The organism is Paraburkholderia sp. GAS32, assembly GCF_050434225.1.
GTDB classification, from domain to species: Bacteria; Pseudomonadota; Gammaproteobacteria; order Burkholderiales; family Burkholderiaceae; genus Paraburkholderia; species Paraburkholderia madseniana.
Genome location: NZ_JBNPVS010000027.1, coordinates 115,937 through 132,538 on the forward strand (window position 1 = coordinate 115,937; position 16,602 = coordinate 132,538).

14 protein-coding genes are annotated in these 16,602 nt (G+C 63.7%); 6 read left to right on the top strand and 8 right to left on the bottom strand.

Annotated features, from left to right (window positions below; translation table 11 throughout):
- Positions 1-44 precede the first annotated feature (44 nt).
- From P3T25_RS28925 to P3T25_RS28940, 4 genes are all read left to right on the top strand, one after another.
- Positions 45-851 (top strand): amino acid ABC transporter permease, encoded by an 807-nt coding sequence (locus P3T25_RS28925; protein WP_154560808.1) that lies wholly within the window; start codon positions 45-47, stop codon positions 849-851.
- 26 nt (positions 852-877) lie between these two features.
- A complete protein-coding gene (locus P3T25_RS28930) occupies positions 878-2,215 on the top strand; it encodes an NAD(P)/FAD-dependent oxidoreductase (protein ID WP_429360218.1) in 1,338 nt (445 codons plus the stop codon).
- Between the two features lie 184 nt (positions 2,216-2,399).
- Positions 2,400-3,458, top strand: coding sequence for an ABC transporter substrate-binding protein (locus P3T25_RS28935; protein WP_171927342.1), 1,059 nt, complete (start codon positions 2,400-2,402; stop codon positions 3,456-3,458).
- Between the two features lie 94 nt (positions 3,459-3,552).
- Entirely contained in the window at positions 3,553-5,241 is a 1,689-nt protein-coding gene (locus tag P3T25_RS28940) for a GMC family oxidoreductase (RefSeq protein WP_266240290.1), read from the top strand.
- Between the two features lie 61 nt (positions 5,242-5,302).
- Here the strand turns inward: P3T25_RS28940 and P3T25_RS28945 are convergent, their stop codons facing one another.
- The 6 genes from P3T25_RS28945 to P3T25_RS28970 form a co-directional block, all read right to left on the bottom strand.
- Complete coding sequence (locus tag P3T25_RS28945; protein WP_429360221.1) at positions 5,303-6,730, bottom strand: aldehyde dehydrogenase family protein; 1,428 nt, start codon at positions 6,728-6,730, stop codon at positions 5,303-5,305.
- Between the two features lie 22 nt (positions 6,731-6,752).
- On the bottom strand, positions 6,753-7,547 hold the full coding sequence (locus tag P3T25_RS28950; RefSeq protein ID WP_171927345.1) for an ABC transporter permease: 795 nt from the start codon (positions 7,545-7,547) through the stop codon (positions 6,753-6,755).
- The gene (locus tag P3T25_RS28955) at positions 7,544-8,410 is read right to left on the bottom strand and encodes an ABC transporter permease (protein WP_233465424.1); all 867 of its coding nucleotides are present in this window, start codon (positions 8,408-8,410) and stop codon (positions 7,544-7,546) included. Before P3T25_RS28955 ends, P3T25_RS28950 begins: the two co-directional genes overlap by 4 nt.
- A gap of 38 nt (positions 8,411-8,448) precedes the next feature.
- Positions 8,449-9,786 carry an NAD(P)/FAD-dependent oxidoreductase gene (locus P3T25_RS28960; RefSeq protein WP_171927346.1) on the bottom strand — a complete coding sequence of 446 codons (1,338 nt, stop codon included), beginning with the start codon at positions 9,784-9,786 and terminating at the stop codon, positions 8,449-8,451.
- A 4-nt stretch (positions 9,787-9,790) separates the two neighbouring features.
- The gene (locus P3T25_RS28965; protein ID WP_154567488.1) at positions 9,791-10,504 is read right to left on the bottom strand and encodes an HAD-IA family hydrolase; all 714 of its coding nucleotides are present in this window, start codon (positions 10,502-10,504) and stop codon (positions 9,791-9,793) included.
- Positions 10,505-10,582: 78 nt separating this feature from the next.
- A complete protein-coding gene (locus tag P3T25_RS28970; protein WP_154567487.1) occupies positions 10,583-11,659 on the bottom strand; it encodes an ABC transporter ATP-binding protein in 1,077 nt (358 codons plus the stop codon).
- Positions 11,660-11,760: 101 nt separating this feature from the next.
- On the opposite strand from P3T25_RS28970, the gene P3T25_RS28975 reads away from it, so the two are divergent.
- Complete coding sequence (locus P3T25_RS28975) at positions 11,761-12,774, top strand: LysR family transcriptional regulator (RefSeq protein WP_171927347.1); 1,014 nt, start codon at positions 11,761-11,763, stop codon at positions 12,772-12,774.
- A 72-nt stretch (positions 12,775-12,846) separates the two neighbouring features.
- Here the strand turns inward: P3T25_RS28975 and P3T25_RS28980 are convergent, their stop codons facing one another.
- The gene (locus P3T25_RS28980; protein WP_429360225.1) at positions 12,847-14,121 is read right to left on the bottom strand and encodes an MFS transporter; all 1,275 of its coding nucleotides are present in this window, start codon (positions 14,119-14,121) and stop codon (positions 12,847-12,849) included.
- Between the two features lie 61 nt (positions 14,122-14,182).
- A complete protein-coding gene (locus P3T25_RS28985) occupies positions 14,183-15,373 on the bottom strand; it encodes a M20 aminoacylase family protein (protein WP_429360227.1) in 1,191 nt (396 codons plus the stop codon).
- 112 nt (positions 15,374-15,485) lie between these two features.
- Here P3T25_RS28985 and P3T25_RS28990 point away from each other — a divergent pair, with 112 nt between their 5' ends.
- A complete protein-coding gene (locus P3T25_RS28990; protein ID WP_171927350.1) occupies positions 15,486-16,439 on the top strand; it encodes a LysR family transcriptional regulator in 954 nt (317 codons plus the stop codon).
- Positions 16,440-16,602 lie beyond the last annotated feature (163 nt).

Sequence of the window (16,602 nt, forward strand, 5' to 3'; positions counted from 1 at the left end):
ACCGGTGGCTGAACCCGCCGCCGACGCTCAACAGGGAGCGCACCATGAATGCTTTCTTGCAGAACTTTCTCGACTGGCCGTTGCTGATCTCGTCGATACCGTCGTTGCTGTGCACGGGTCTCGTCAACACGCTGGTGCTATCGGTGTTTTCGACCGTGCTGGGGATCGTCGCGGGCATGATGCTCGCGTTGATGACGGTGTCGCATACGCGCTGGTTGATGCTGCCCGCACAGGTGTTCATCGACGTGTTTCGCGGCCTGCCGGCCGCGCTCGTGATCCTGCTGGTCGGCCAGGGACTCGCGCCAGTGGGGCTCGCGATCTTCGGACCCAATCCGTATCCGCTCGCGATCGTCGCACTTGGGCTGATCTCGTCCGCGTATATCGCGGAGATTTTCCGCTCCGGCATTCAAAGCGTGGGGCGCGGACAACTGTCCGCGTGTCAGGCGCTCGGCATGACATACTGGAGCAGCATGCGCCACGTGATCGTGCCGCAAGGCGTGCGGCGCATCTTGCCGGCGCTTGCGAACCAGTTCATTTCGATCGTCAAGGATTCGAGTCTGGTCTATTTTCTCGGCCTGCTGACTTCGCAACGCGATCTGTTTACGATCGGCCAGAACACGTCGGTGAATACCGCGAACCTGTCGCCGCTGGTGGCTGCGGGTGCGGTGTATCTGCTTGTGACCGTGCCGCTCACGCACGCGATCAATCACATCGACCGCTGGACCAACCGTCATGCGAATCCGGCGCGCGGCAGTTCCAGTACACGATTGTCACGCCGGCAGCGCAAGGCGCAGGCTTCGGCCAGTTCGACTGTGCCGGTCAGGGCCGGCATTGCCGATCAACATAACTAGTCTTCACAGGCAGGACACCAGCCACAATGGGACCCAAAGTAGAAACGGTCGCTGACGACACCACCTTGCCTGCGCAAGTCGACGTCGTCGTCATCGGCGGCGGTATTATCGGGGTGAGCACGGCCCTTTATCTGAGCGAGAAAGGATTGCAGGTCGCGCTATGTGAGAAAGGCCATATTGCGGGCGAGCAATCGAGTCGCAACTGGGGGTGGGTGCGCGTCACGCATCGTGACATGCGCGAGTTCGCGTTGAGCATCGAAAGCCTGAAGCTGTGGCGGAAAATGGATGAGACGCTCGGTATCGACACGGGCTTCAATCAATGCGGCATCCTCTACATGACCGACGAAGACGCCGTGATGGACAGTCATCACGCGTGGCTCGACAAGGCGCGCCACGTAGCAGGCGACACGTTCGACACGCGCGTGGTCGACGGGAGTGCCGTTGCCGAGCTGTTGCCCGGCGCGACGAAAGCGTTCAAAGGCGGACTCTACACACCCGGCGACGGCCGCGCCGAACCGCAAAAGGCGGCACCGGCGATCGCGAATGCGTTGCGCAAACGCGGTGTCAAGATTCTGACGCCATGCGCCGCCCGTGGCATCGAAACAAGCGCAGGGCGCGTCAGTGCGGTCGTCACCGAGCACGGCACGATTCGTTGCAACAGCGTCGTCGTCGCGGGTGGCGCGTGGTCGCGGTTGTTCTGCGGCAATCTGGATGTCGATGTACCGCAACTGCTGGTAAAAGCCTCGGTACTTCGCACCGAGCCGCTCGACGGCGGCCCCACCTGTAGCGCAAGCAACAAGAAATTTGCGTTTCGCAAGCGCGCCGACGGCGGCTATACGATCGCTTTTGGCTTCCGCACCTATAGCGATCTCACGCCCGATTCCTTTCGCCTGTTCTTCAAATATGTCGAAGCGTTGAAGAGCCAGTTGGGCTCTTTGCGCATCGGCATCGGCGCTCGCTTCTTCGAGGAATTGCGCCGTCCGCGTCATTGGGCGCTCGACCGTCCCACCGCGTTCGAAGCGGTCCGCACGCTCGATCCCGAACCGATCACCCGGTACACCGACGCCGGTTTGCGCGAGTTCATCAAGGTCTTTCCGCATCTGGCGCACGCGCGAATCGCGCAGCGCTGGGCGGGCTACATGGACGTGACGCCGGACGCGATTCCAGTGATCTCCGGTGTCGATGCGGTGCCGGGCCTCTTTATCGGCACCGGCTTTTCGGGGCATGGATTCGGCATCGGCCCGGCGGCCGGAAAGCTGATGGCCGATCTGGTGACGAACGACACGCCGCTTGTCGACCCGCATGCGTTCCACCTCAACCGGTTCAGCGACGGAACGAAGATCGTGATCGACGCGGGCTTCTAAGGCGATCTTTCATCAGAAGGAATAGCCGGTCATTACGAAGCCGACGTAACGCGTTTGCCATAACATGATGTCATGGGCACCACAACAATTGCGGCGTTGTCGCCATTAAATAGACTCACTATATTGGCCTCAATGCGCATTACATCCACGATCTCTTTCGCTTAACCCTTTCGAGGACAAAGTCGTGATCAAGAAGCCCATGTTGCGCCCGCTTGCGGCGGTTCTGATTCTTGGTGTCGCGGGTCTGGTGCCTGCGTGTCTCACGCCTGTTTTTGCTGCGGGGAAGATTACCTTTGTTTCTCAAGGCGGCACGTATCAGGAAGCGCAGACCAAGGCGATCCTCGATCCCGCTGCGAAGCTGCTGAACATTACCGTGAACCAGGACAGCATCCCGGACGCGTGGCCGCAGATCAAGGCGCAGGCTGCAACCGGCAAGCCGATCTGGGACGTGGTCGATACGCCGACGTCCAACTGCCTGCGCGGCGGCCACGAAGGCCTGTTGGAGAAGCTCGATTTCTCGAAGATCCCGAATGGGGCCGCGATGCCCGAGAAATACCGCACGCCGTATTCAGTCGCCTATGAGTTCTATTCGACGGTCATCGGCTACAACAAGAAGTCGTTGAAGAAAGTGCCGCAGAGCTGGGCCGATTTCTGGAATGTGAAGGGATTCCCCGGCACGCGTGCGTTGCGCAATGATCCGCAGACGGTACTCGAAGCCGCGCTTCTGGCAGACGGCGTGCCGCGCGACAAGCTTTATCCGCTCGATGTCGACCGTGCATTCAAGAAGCTCCAACAGATCAAGCCGGACGTGACCGTCTGGTGGACGTCGGGCGGGCAGTCGGCGCAATTGCTGCACGACGGCGAAGTCGATATGACGATGATCTGGAACGGCCGCGCGAGCGCCGTGCGTAAAGACAACCCCGATATCGACTTCACGTTCAACGATGGCATTCTGCAGAACACCCAGTTGTGCGTGCTGAAGAACGCGCCGAACCTGGCCGACGCGATCAAATTCGTCAACGCCGCTGTCTCGCCCGAATTGCAGGCGAACTTGCCGCTGTACATCGACTATGGCCCGGGCAATCCGGCGGCTTTCAAGACCGGCAAGATCGACGCGAAACGCGCGAGCGAGCTGCCGAGCTCGCCGGACAACGCGGCGAAGCAGGCGCTCATGTCGGAGGAGTGGTGGGCCTCGGACGCCGGCATTCAGGCGAAGGCGCGCTGGCTCAAGTTTATGCAGTAAGGCGCAGACTGACCTCGACGCGCGGGCTCACAGGCTCGCGCGCACGTTTTGCTCACCCGTTCCGCACGTTTCAACGCCCGCGTAACCATCGAATGTGATCGACTATCTGATTCTCGGCGGCGGTTCGGCGGGCTGCGTGCTCGCCGCGCGTCTGTCCGAAGACGCCGGCAAGACCGTCTGCCTCGTCGAGGCCGGCCGCAATATTTCTCAGACGGACATGCCTGCTGCGGTGCGCAGCCGGTACCCTGGCCGCGCCTATCTCGACACAGCGAACATCTGGCAGCGTCTGAAGGCGCGCATGAGCGTGTCGGCAACGACACGACGCTACGAACAGGCGCGCCTGCTCGGCGGCGGCTCGGCGATCAATGCGCTGATGGCGAATCGCGGCGCGCCCGCCGATTACGATGAATGGCACGCGCTCGGCGCCCTCGGCTGGAACTGGAGCGCCTGCCTGCCGTACTTCCGCAAACTCGAATCCGATTGCGACATCAACGGCGAGCTGCACGGCAAGAGCGGCCCGGTCCGCATTCAGCGCGCGAACTGGGCACGCATTTCACCCTTCGTGCGCGCGGTGCTCGGCACGCTTGCCGCGCGTGGCCACGTGCGGCGCGACGATCAGAACGGCGCGTGGGAGGACGGCACGTTCATCGGATCGATCGCGGTGAGCGATGCCGGCGAGCGCATCCCAACATCGGTCTGTTATCTCGACGACACCGTGCGTGCCCGTCCGAACCTCACGATCCGCACCGGAACGCTCGTCGAGCGCGTGCTGTTCGACGGCACGCGCGCAGTCGGTGCGCGCATCGTCGCCAGCGAGGGCAGGGATGGGCTCAGCGAAGAATTGCGCGCCGAGCATGTAATCGTCTGCGCCGGTGCGATCCACAGTCCTGCGCTGCTGATGCGAAGCGGCATCGGACCGGCCGCTGAGCTCTCCGCGCTGGGTATCGAAGTGCGCGCGGACCGGGCCGGCGTCGGCGGCAATCTGATGGAGCATCCGTCGATCGCCGTTTCCGCGGTTTTGCCGCGGGCCGCCCGCACGCCTTTTCCCGACGAGCATCACGAGCAGGCCATCGTGCGCTTTTCGTCGGGCATGCACGACACAGTGCCCGGCGACATGCACGGTGCGATCCTGTCGCGTTCGGGCTGGCATTCGGTGGGCTACCGGCTCGGTACGATCTTCTTCTGGGTGAACAAGTCGTACTCGCGCGGCCGGGTGACGCTGACGTCGGCGAGTCCGCATAGCGAGCCCGCTGTCGATTTCAACATGCTGTCCGATGCTCGCGATCTCGAACGCCTGAAGCAGGCGCTGCGCTTCGGCGCTGAAACGCTGGCCGATCCGCTGATGGCGAAGCATCGCGCAACGCTTCTGCCTTCGAGCTATTCGCCGCGTGTCGCGAGCGTGGCCGTGCCGGGTGCGTGGAACGCGTTGCAACGCGGCACGCTGAGCGCGCTGCTGGACATCGCGGGTCCGTTTCGCGCGTGGCTCGTGCGACGCGTGGTCACTCAGGGCGTGACACTGAACGACCTGCTCGCCGACGATCATGCCTTGACGAAGTTCGTCACGCGCTCGGTGGGCGGTACCTGGCATCCGTCGGGAACTTGCCGGATGGGCGCCGCCGATGATCCGCTCGCTGTCTGCGATGCGCGTGGCGCCGTGTATGGCGTGAACGGGCTTTACGTGTGCGATGCGTCGCTGATGCCTTCGATACCGTGCGCCAACACGAATATTCCGACCATCATGATCGCGGAGCGCATCGCTGATATGCTGCGTGGCCGCGCCTAGGCGACATGCCGGGTTGAGAAAGCGGAAGCGGCCCGTCGACCGCCGCAGCGCTCAGTTGCCCTCAGTCTCCATACCCCACGATGCCTTTTACTTCGAGAAACGCCTCGAGCCCCCACTCGGCGTATTCGCGCCCATTGCCCGACTGCTTGTAGCCACCGAAAGGCGAGCCGGCGTCCCACGACGGATAGTTCAGGTACACGCTGCCCGCACGCAACCTGAACGCTACGCGCCGCGCGCGCTCGTGATCGGCGGATTGCACATAGGCAGCGAGGCCGAAGGGGCTGTCGTTCGCAATCGCGATTGCATCGTCTTCGTCGCGATACGGCATGATGACGAGCACGGGTCCGAAGATCTCTTCGCGCGCGATCGTCATGGACGGACGCACGTTCGCGAACACAGTGGGTTGTACGTAGTAGCCGCGTTCGAGACCTTGCGGACGACCGAGGCCACCGGCCACGACCTGCGCGCCCTCGTCGATGCCGGCCGCGATCAGCCGTTCCACGCGCTCGAACTGCACGCCGCTGACAACCGGCCCCATGGTCGTGCGCTCGTGGTCGGCGGGGCCAACGCGATGTGCTTCTGCCGCCCGCCGGGCGATCGCCACCGCCTCGTCATGGCGCGCCTCGGGCACCAGCATGCGTGTCGGTGCATTGCACGACTGGCCGCTGTTGTTGAAGCACGAGTTGACGCCCGCCGTCACGGCGGCTTCAAAGTCGACGTCGTCCAGCAGGATGTTGGCCGATTTGCCGCCCAGCTCCTGATGCACGCGCTTGACGGTCGGCGCCGCGAGCTTCGCGATCTCGATGCCCGCGCGCGTCGAGCCGGTGAACGACACCATGTCGACATCGGGATGCGCTGCAAGCGCCGCACCGACGGTCGGTCCATCGCCGTTCACGAGATTGAAGACCCCCGGCGGCACGCCCGCGGCGTCCAGAATCTCCGCGAACAGCAGCGCGTTGAGCGGCGTCACCTCGCTGGGCTTCAGCACCATCGTGCAGCCGGCCGCGATGGCGGGCGCTGCCTTGCAGACGATCTGATTGATCGGCCAGTTCCACGGCGTGATGAGCGCAACGACGCCCACCGGTTCGTGATTGACGAGCGTAGTGCCTTTTTTGCGTTGCCACGCGAACGTTTCGCACGTGCGGATCAATTCGTCGAGATGCCGCCGTCCGATTCCCGCCTGCCATGCGTGCGCCATCGCGCGCGGGGCGCCCAGTTCCCGCGAGATCGTGTCGCCCATCTCGTCGTGACGCTCGAGAAAGACCTCGAGAATGCGGCGGATCAGCGCGAGACGCTCGGCGGGCGTGGTCTGCGAGAACGACGTGAACGCGCGTTTTGCGGCAGCGACCGCGCGATCGATATCGGCGGGCGTGCCCATTGCCACTTCGGCGAACGCTTCTTCGGTGCAGGGATCGATGACGGGCAGGCGTGCGGTGCCCGACGGCTCGACCCACGCGCCGTCGATATAGAACTTCAGTGCATTGATCATGTGAGTGGTGTGTAGGAGGAGTTCAGGCGCGCGCCGCGCCGGAGCGCCGGCTTACCACGACGATCATCACGAGGCACAGCGTCAGCGCCGTGAGCATCGTGCTGATCGCGGCGATGGTCGGATCGATCTCGTCACGCAGCGTAACGAACATGCGGCGCGTTAGCGTCTGGTTCGAGCCGCCCGACACGAAGAGTGCGACCACCGTTTCGTCGAGCGCCTGAATGAACACGAACACGGCGCCGGAGATCACGCTCGCCTTGATCTGCGGCAGCGTCACCGTCATGAAGCTGCGAAAGCGATTCATGCCGAGGCTGCGGGCGACCATCTCCTGAGTGCGGTCGAAGGTGCGAAGATCGGCGCCGACCGAGATCAGCACATACGGCAGCCCGAGCATCGTATCCGCGAGAACCAGCCCGCCGAGCGTATTCACATAGCCGGCCTGCGAGTAGACAAAAAACACGCCCACCGCGACGATGATGATCGGCACCATCAACGGCAGCATCAGCAGTGTGCGCAGATAGCGCATGATCCAATGCGTGCCGTTCTGAATCGCATAGGCGGCGCACACGCCGAGCGGCGTCGCGAGCAGTGCGGCGCAGATCGAGGCGGTCAGCGTGGTGCGCGCGGCGTCGATCCACGCAGGGTTGTCGAAGAACGAGTGATACCAGCGCAGCGAATAGGCGGGCGGGGGGAAGGTCATGAAGCGCGTGTCGGAGAACGACAGCGGCACGACGATCAGCACCGGCACCATGAGGAACAGCAGGATCAACACGACCGCCGCGCCGAGGATGATCCGTCCGAACGAGAGCTTTGTCATTTCGCGCCCAGGGTCTTTTCGAGTGGCACCACACGGCTCGCGGCGTAGAAAATCGCGAACACGCAGATCAGCAGCACGACGCTCACCGCGCTCGCCGCGCCCCAGCTGTTATAGATCTCGACGTTGCGGCTCACCACCATCGACACCATGATTGACTTGCCGCCGCCCATCAACTCAGGCGTGATGTAGAAGCCGAGACACAGCACGAACACGAGGGTGACGCCGGCGAACACGCCGCTCATCGAAAGCGGCAGGAACACGCGCATGAACACATGCAGCGGCGAGCCGCCCAGACTCGCGCCCGCCTGCGAGAGATTCGGCGGAATCTTCTGCATGGCCGAATAGAGCGGCAGCACCATGAACGGCAGCAGGATATGAACCATCGCGATGATCGTGCCGAACTGGTTGTAGGCGAGTTGCACCGGCCGGTCGATCAGGCCTGAGGCGATCAAGGCCTTGTTGACGAGTCCCGTGCGCTGCAGCAACACGAGCCACGCATAAGTGCGCACGAGTACGCTGGTCCAGAAGGGCAGGATGACCATGCCGAGGACAAGCGCGCTCAGCTTCGGTGACAGCGAGGCCGCGAAGTAGGCCACCGGATAGCCGAGCACCAGCGTGATGACGGTGACGATGATGCTCAGTTTGAACGTCAGCAGAAAGGTTTCGAGGTAGGCGCCCGAGAACATGCGCCGATAGTTCTCGAGCGTGAAACCGTCGTGATAGATCGACTGCCACGACAGCCAGGCGAGCGGCACGACGAGCAGCACGACGATCACGAGGAGCGCCGGCGCCATCAGGAGAAGCATCGTGCGATCTTCGCGCCGCTGGTAGCGCGCGGCAGGATCGGACTCGGTGGCCTGCATCAATGTGGGTCCTTGGAGCATCCGTTTGGCGGTCGTCATCATGCACCTACGGCGTCGAGAAACTGATACCACGCGGCAACGAGCCTCACACCCGGCGCGCGCAGCGAATGAAAAGGCACGGGCCGTAGACCCGGCGCGCCGAGCAGCGAAAGCTCGGGCGTCTCGCCGAGGGCGAGCGCGGCGGCATGCTGTCCGAGCAAGCTGGCCATCGCGACGCCTGCTCCGTTATACCCCAGACAGAAGGTCGTGGCATCGTCGCTGCGCCCGACATGGGGCAGCGAATTGAACGTCATGCCGACATAGCCCGACCAGCGATACGCCACGCGCACGTCCGCGAGATCAGGGAAGAGCGCGACCATCGCCCGCTGCAGCCCATCGAAGCCGGTCGTCTGGCCTTCCTTGCCGAATGCGTCGCGGCCGCCGAACAGCATGCGGCCATCCGCCTTGCGGAACCACTTCATCATGCGCCGCGTTTCCGTGTAGCTGCGGCGTTCGACCATCAGGCGCGCGTCGAGATCGGCGGGCAAGCGCTCGGTGGCGATCATCGCGCTGCGGAACGGCACGAGTTCGCGCTGATACGGCGAGGTGGCCGGCGTGAGGTCCGAATAGGCATTGGTCGCAACGATCACCTGCTTCGCACGCACCGTACCGCCTGGCGTGCGCAACGTCACGTGCGTATCGCCGGGAGCGCGGTGCATCTGCAATACCGGCGTCGATTCGTAAATCGGCACGCCGCGCAGCGTCATACCGCGCGCGAGTCCGCGCACGTATTCGAGCGGCAGGATCGTGCCGGCATCGGCGCTCAGCACGCCGCCGACGAAACCCTTCGACCCTGTCTCGTGCTCGACTTCGGCGCGCGATTGCACGCTCATCGACGTATCGCCGAGCTTCGTGCGCACCCAGTCGGCTTCGGCACAGATCGCCGCGAGCGCGCGCTCGGTGTGCGCGCAGCGCAGGCTGCCCGTATGCTCGAAGCGGGCCCGTGTGAGCCCGAACTCGTCGACCAGCGATTCGACGATCCGCACGCCTTCATGCGCGAGCCGGTGCATGCGTTTCGCGGTATCGAGACCATGCAACTGGTCGATCGTGGGAAACGACAGCCTGAATTTCGACGACACGACACCGCCATTGCGCCCACTTGCGCCCCAGCCGACGACGTTCGCGTCGAGCACGGCGCAACCGACGCCGCGTTTTTGCAGCGCATAGGCTGCGGCGAGGCCTGAGTAGCCCGCGCCGATCACCGCGACTTCGACGTCGAGATCGCGCGCGAGCGGCGCACCGGTGCTGACCGCCGCGCCCCCATCGGGCGATGCCGCAGCAAGCGCTTGCCAGAGCGAGTCGGGCAGGGGCGAGGGGCGTGCCGTCGGCGCGAGCATCGGCTTAGGCGGCGAGGCGCGCTTCGGCTTCGACGGCGTCCGCGAGCTCGGCGAGCGTCGGGAACGTGAACGTCGGCGTCGTGACAGCCTCGGGCACCGGCGTGGCGCCGAAGCCCCGCTTGCCCTGACGGCGCTCGATCCAGCAGGTCGCGTAGCCGAGTTCCGTGGCGACGCCGATGTCGTGGTACTGGCTTTGCGCGGTGTGCAGGATCTCACCGAACTTGTAGCCGAATGCCGCCTGACGGCCGCGGTTGTATGCGAAGAATTGCGGATCGGGCTTGGCGACGCCGGTTTCGTCGCAGCAGACGGTGTCGTCGAACGGATCGCCAAGCGTGTGCGCGTAGGCCGACAGCGCGACGCGGTCCGCATTGGTCATGGCAACCAGGCGGAAGTGTTTGCGCAGACGCTTGAGCGCGGCGACCGAATCCGCGAAGGCGGGCCATTCGAGCACGTCGCGCTGGAAGGCGGCGGCCGATTGCGCGTCGTCGGGCAGACCGAGTTCCTTCGCCAGCGACAGGTAGACGTTGGCCATCTCGTGGCTCGAGCGGCCCGGATGGGTCGCACGGCCGCGCATGTACGGTTCGAAAATCTGGTCGTCGGTCAGGTCCTTCGCGGCCGGCCCGCCGAGGCGCCGCACGGAGGCGAGCACGCCGCGCTCGAAGTCGATGAGTGTGCCGACGACGTCGAACGTCAGGACCTTGAAATCGGTGAGCTTCATGAAATCATCCTTTTGCAGTTTGCTGTGAAAACGGGAGAGGGAGTGCCCCAAGCGTGGGCGGATAAAAAATGAATGAGATCAGGCGGGCACGACGATCGTGTCCTGCGGATCGAGAACGACGCTCATGGGCGCGCCCGGCTCCGGGATGCGCCGGCGCGCGTCGTGGCCGCCGGGCTGCCTGAGGCTGATGGCGGTGCCGTCGGCGAGCGTTGCGAACACGCGTAGGCTTTCGCCCTGGTACAGCACCTCGGTGACGTGGCACGACAGACGATTCACGCCTTCGCGCCGATCGCCGCCGTCGATTACGAGCTTCTCGGTCTGCACCGCGAGCAGCAGCTTGTCGCCGCGCGGCAGCGGGTGCGCGGTGCGCAGAACCGTATCGCCGAGACGCACGGCATCGTCGCCGGCACGCGTCACGGCGAGCAGCGTCGCCTCACCGATAAAGCTCGCCACGAACGCGTCGCACGGACGGTCGTAGAGCCGCTCAGGCGTGTCGATCTGCACGAGCCGGCCGTTCTTCAGCACGGCCACGCGGTCGCTCATGGTGAGCGCCTCGCGCTGATCGTGCGTCACGTAGACGATCGTCGCGCCGAGCTTGCGATGCAGCCGCCGCAGCTCGATCTGCATGGTTTCGCGCAGTTGCTTGTCGAGCGCGGAGAGCGGCTCGTCCATCAGAATCAGTTGCGGCTCGAAGACCATCGCGCGAGCGAGCGCCACCCGCTGGCGCTGGCCTCCCGATAGTTGACCGATGCCGCGGCTCTCGTAGCCCGAGAGTTCGACCATCGCGAGCGCATCGGCGACCTTCTTCGCCCACGTCGCTTTGGGCTGACGGCGCGCGCGCAGCGGAAACGCCACGTTCTCGCCGACGCTCATGTGCGGAAAGAGCGCGTAGTTCTGGAAGACGATGCCGATGTCCCGCTTGTGCGGCGGCGCAAATGTAATGTCGCGCTCGCCGACCCAGACCGCACCCGAGCTCGGCTGCACGAAGCCGCCGAGAATGCCGAGCAGGGTGGTCTTGCCCGATCCCGACGGACCGAGCAGCGAGACGAATTCGCCCGGGGCGATGTCGAGCGACACGTCATCGAGGGCCACTACCGGGCCATAACGTTTCGCTGCCGATCGGATCGAAACACCTGTTTTCGCTCGTGCGTCCATTGCGTCCTGTCTCGCTGTAGAGGCCTGCGTTAGGGAAAATATAGGCCGCGTCATTATTGACGGCAATTCCCAAATTGTTGGATAAGGCATAACATCAGGTCATGCCTAACCTTCGCAAAAAACTGCCGAGCGCCAATGCGCTGTTCGTGTTCGAAGCTGCCGCGCGCTGCGGCAACTTCACGCGCGCGGCGCAGGAGTTATATGTGAGTCAGCCCGCGGTGAGCCGCATGCTGGCGCGCATGGAAGACCATCTCGGCGTGCGTCTTTTCGAGCGCGTGCGTGGTGGGATCGAGCTGACGGAGAACGGCAAAATCCTCTACCGGAAGATCTCGGAAGGCTTCAATGGCATAGAAGGCGCGATACGTGAGATCGAGGCGCGTGCGACGGGCATCGAGTCCGTCACGCTGTCGGTGTCCACCGCGTTCACGACACACTGGCTGATGCCGCGTATGAGCCGGCTGAACCAGGCGTTTCCGAATGTCGATTTGCGGTTTCAGCTTATCTCGGGGCGAATCGGCGGGCCGCTCGTCGATGTCGATCTCGGCATGCGCTTTTTGCGCGAGGACGAGATCGGCGAGAACAGTGTGCTCGTGATGCCGGAAACGCTACTGCCGGTGTGCAACCGGCGCTATCACGAGACGGCCGCGACGCAGACGGGCCGCGAGCACGGCGACACCGTGATCGTGATGGACGATGGCGAGCGCGGCTGGCATGAGCGTTTCGCCACATTCGCGGCACACGGGCGGCACGTAGCGAGCATGCTGAGCTTCAACGACTACGCCATCGTCGTGCAGGCGGCGCTGCTAGGGCAGGGAGTCGCGCTCGGCTGGCTCAACGTGGTCTCGCATTGGCTTCTCGAGGGCGCGCTGCTGCCGGCGGAGGAAGAACTGATCGTGACGAACCGGCGCTGCTGTCTGGTGTGGCCGGAGAATCGGCCGTTGCGGCCGGTTGCAGCGGATGTGCGCGACTGGATCATCGAGGAGACGCGTGCCGATGTGCGGGCTGTCGACCGCAACTATCCGAAGCTGGGACTGCGGCGTTTGCTGGCGGAGGCGGGCCTCGTGATCGGGCCGGGCCAGGATGAGGGGCGAAGGGTCAGAGCAACCGCGCCTTGATCGCGTTGCGGAACGGCCGCCACTCATTTTTCCAGCCGGCCCTGATTTCCAGGGCCGAACTCCCCGACACAATCAGGCCAGATCGCGTCCCCCGGTTTCTTCTAGCATCGTCACGGCGCAGAGCGAAATGATGACGCACGCAATCATGTACCAGGCCGGCGCCATCGTATTGCCCGTCACCTTGATGAGCCACGCGACGACGAGTTGCGCCGTGCCGCCGAACACCGATACCGCTACCGCATACGCGCTTGCCAGATAGCCTGCGCGCACATGCTTCGGGAAGTTCTCCGGCATGAGCGCATACGCGGGCGCCGAACCCATCGTATAGAAAAACATCAAAAGGACGATCAGGCCAGTAACGACCGGCAGCGTCGGAACTTGGTTCATCAACCAGAACGCGGGATACAGCAGCGCGATCAGCACCACGCGTCCAAACACGGTCAGCGGCTTTCTACGGCCCATGCGGTCCGACAGTGCGCCCCAGATCGGGCACATGAGCAGCGAGACGCAGGCCGCGCCAATCGAGACCAGCATCGACAGCTTGGGCGGAATCTTCAAGTACTGAATCGAGTAGGTGGGGATGTAGTACATCAGCACGTAGGTCGCGACTGTCATGCCCATGATCGCGAAGACGGTCAGAAACCATTTGCGCACGAGAGCCGGTTCGAAGCGCGAATGCTCTGTTTTGACGGGCTCGTCGTCCACGATATGCCGGCGCAGATACACGCCCACGGGCATGATCAGCGTGCCGGCCAGAAACGGAACGCGCCATCCCCAATCGAGCAGCTCCGGACCGGTCAAATGATAGGTGAGCAACGCAGCCATGCCCGAGCCGAGCAGCGCAGCCGCGCCCTGGCTCGCCAGTTGCCAGCTTGCGCGAAAGCCTCGGCCTTTTGCGGAACCCGTTTCCAGCAGCGTCGCGGTGGCCGCGCCAAACTCGCCGCCCTGCGCAAAACCCTGCACGAGGCGCGCTATCACGATCAACGCGGGCGCGGCAATGCCGATCGTCTCGTAGGTCGGCGCGAGACCGATCGCCGCGGAGCCGACCGCCATCAGGAAGATCGTCAGCGTGAGCGCGGCCCGGCGCCCGCGCTTGTCCGCGTAATGGCCGAGCACGAAGCCGCCGACGGGCCTCGCCACAAAACCGATCGCGAACGCAGACAACGCCAGCAGCGTCGACACGACGGGATCCTGCGACGGAAAGAAAAGCTTCGCGATGGTCAGCGCGAAAAAGCTGTAGACCGTGAAATCGAAGAACTCGAGCAGATTGCCGACGACGGCCGCCACGACAATGCGGGTCTGCGAAACCGCAATCGTGCCGGACGACGTAAGAGGCTGGGTTGACATGGTTTAGGTCCTCACCGTAGGTGTATTTATGATGGTTCCGTCTGCGCTTTCTGATGGGCGCTTAGACGTTCGACGCAAGAAACCGCTCGACCAGCCGCGTCCAGAATGCGGCGCCGACGGTCAGGTTGTCGTCGTTGAAGTCGTACTTCGCGTTATGCAGCATGGGCGTGTCCTTGCCATTGCCCACGCGCAGGAAGCAACCCGGCTTCTTTTGCAGGTAATAGGCGAAGTCCTCGCTGCCCGCGATCGGACCAAAGCCGTCGACCACGCGTTCGTCGCCCACCAGTTCGCGTGCGACCTGTAACGCGAATTCAGTCTCCTGCGCGCTGTTGACGAGCACCGGGTAGCCCGGCACATAGTCGATATCGACGCTGGCGCCGTGCGCTTGCGCATGCGCATTGGCGAGCGCACGGATGCGTGCTTCGAGCAGCTTGCGCACGTCGGGATCGAACGAACGCACGCTCAGTTGAAGACGCGCCGTTTCGGGGATCACATTGGGCGCGTGTCCCGCATTGAACGCACCGATCGTGACCACGGCGGGCTGCATCGGATCGATGTTACGCGACACGACGGTTTGCAGCGCCGTCACGAGTCCTGCGCCGATCACGAGCGGATCGGTGGCGAGATGGGGGCGGGCAGCGTGACCGCCGCGGCCGTGGATCGTGATGTCGACGGTATCGCATGCGGCCATGAACGGGCCGCTGCGGAACATGAACGTGCCCGCCGGTGCGCCCGGATGGTTGTGCAGGCCGAAAATGGCTTCGCAGGGGAAGCGCTCGAACAGACCGTCGGCGATCATGCGTTGCGCGCCGCTATCCGAGCCGATTTCCTCAGCGGGTTGGAAGACGAGATGGACGGTTCCGTCAAAGCGGCGCGTGCGCGCCAGATGCCGCGCTGCGCCAAGGACCATCGCCGTGTGACCGTCGTGACCGCATGCGTGCATCTTGCCCGGGTGAACGCTGGAATAGGGCAGGCCCGTGGCCTCGGTGATGGGCAGGGCGTCCATATCGGCGCGTACCGCAACGGCCCGCGACCCCGTTCCCGACTTGAGCGACGCGACCATGCCCGTTCCGCCCAGGCCACGTGTCACTTCGTAGCCCCAACTTTCGAGCGCTTCGGCGACAAGATCCGATGTCTGGAACTCCTGGTAAGCCAGCTCGGGGTGCTGGTGCAAACGATGACGAATGCCGCGCAGTTCATCGTTCAGATCGGTGGTTTCGTCGAGCGTACAAAAGTGCTGGGTATTGGGCATTGGATAGACGTGCATATGGAAAGCGAAGCGTCAGTATTTCGCTGCAAAAACGTGCGATCAATGACGTATTTCGGTCGATAATGTTGACTTCAATGTCAACAGTCCGGAAAGCATGTCAACCGATACCGATATCCTTCAGACAGGCGCCCTGAATCCGCGCAGCCTGCGCTATCTGCATGAAATCGCCGTGCATGGTGGCGTGCGGGCGGCGGCGGACGCGCTCGGCATCAATGCGTCGGTGATCAGCCGGCAGGTCACGCAACTGGAGCGCGCGCACGGTGTGGCGCTGCTCGAGCGGCAAGGACGGCGCGTGGCGCTCACGGAAATCGGCCTGAGTCTCGTCGATCACTTTCGTGAAAGCCGGCGCCGCGAAGCGGAGATGCTGGTGCAACTGGAGGATTATCGGGGGCTGCGGCGCGGACGGATCGGCATTGGGTGCGGCGAGGGCTTCGTCGGTAATCTGATGGCGATCGTGCTCGAGCGTTTTAGCGCGCAGTTTCCGGATATCGTCGTCGATCTGCATACGGGCGCGACGTCCGAAATTATCGCGATGGTTCGCAACGATGAGGTGGATCTTGGCTTATGCGCGGGCGGAGCGAGGGACCCGGCGATACGCTCGCGCACGTTTCGCGCCGCGCCGTTCTGCGCGTTCGTGAGCCCGAGGCATCCGTTGGCGGGACTGCAGCGTATCCGCTTCGAGCAGCTTGCCGATGCCCGCCTGATTTTCATGCCGCCGCGTTTCGGCGTTCAACAGTATGTCGACTCGATCATTCGCGCAGAGCGGCTCAGCCTGACGCCGGCTTACCGGTGCGATATGTTCGCCGCGGCGCAGGCGATTGCGGCGGCGGGTCTTGGGGTTGCGTTCATGTCGACCGATGCCGCGCGGCAATATCTCGACACGGGCAAACTCGTTGCGCTTGAGATCGATCATCCGATTGCACGCGACTTCAGCAGCCAGGTGATACGCCGGGTTGGCCGGCGTTTGTCGCCTGCGGCGGAGTTTTTGTGGAAGCAGTTGGTGGGGGCGATGCAAAGAGGCTGGGCTGCTGCGACTGGGGAAGGTTGATGAACGCAGGGAGGGATTTGGTGGGTGTCGTTGGTAGTGCTTCTATAATTTGACATAAGATAAATTATCAACACTTTTGGTATGTTCTGGGCCGTTGCTCAGCGCACGGCCTCACGACGTTACATACCGCAACCGTGACATGCGCATATGGTAGGTTTTGCGA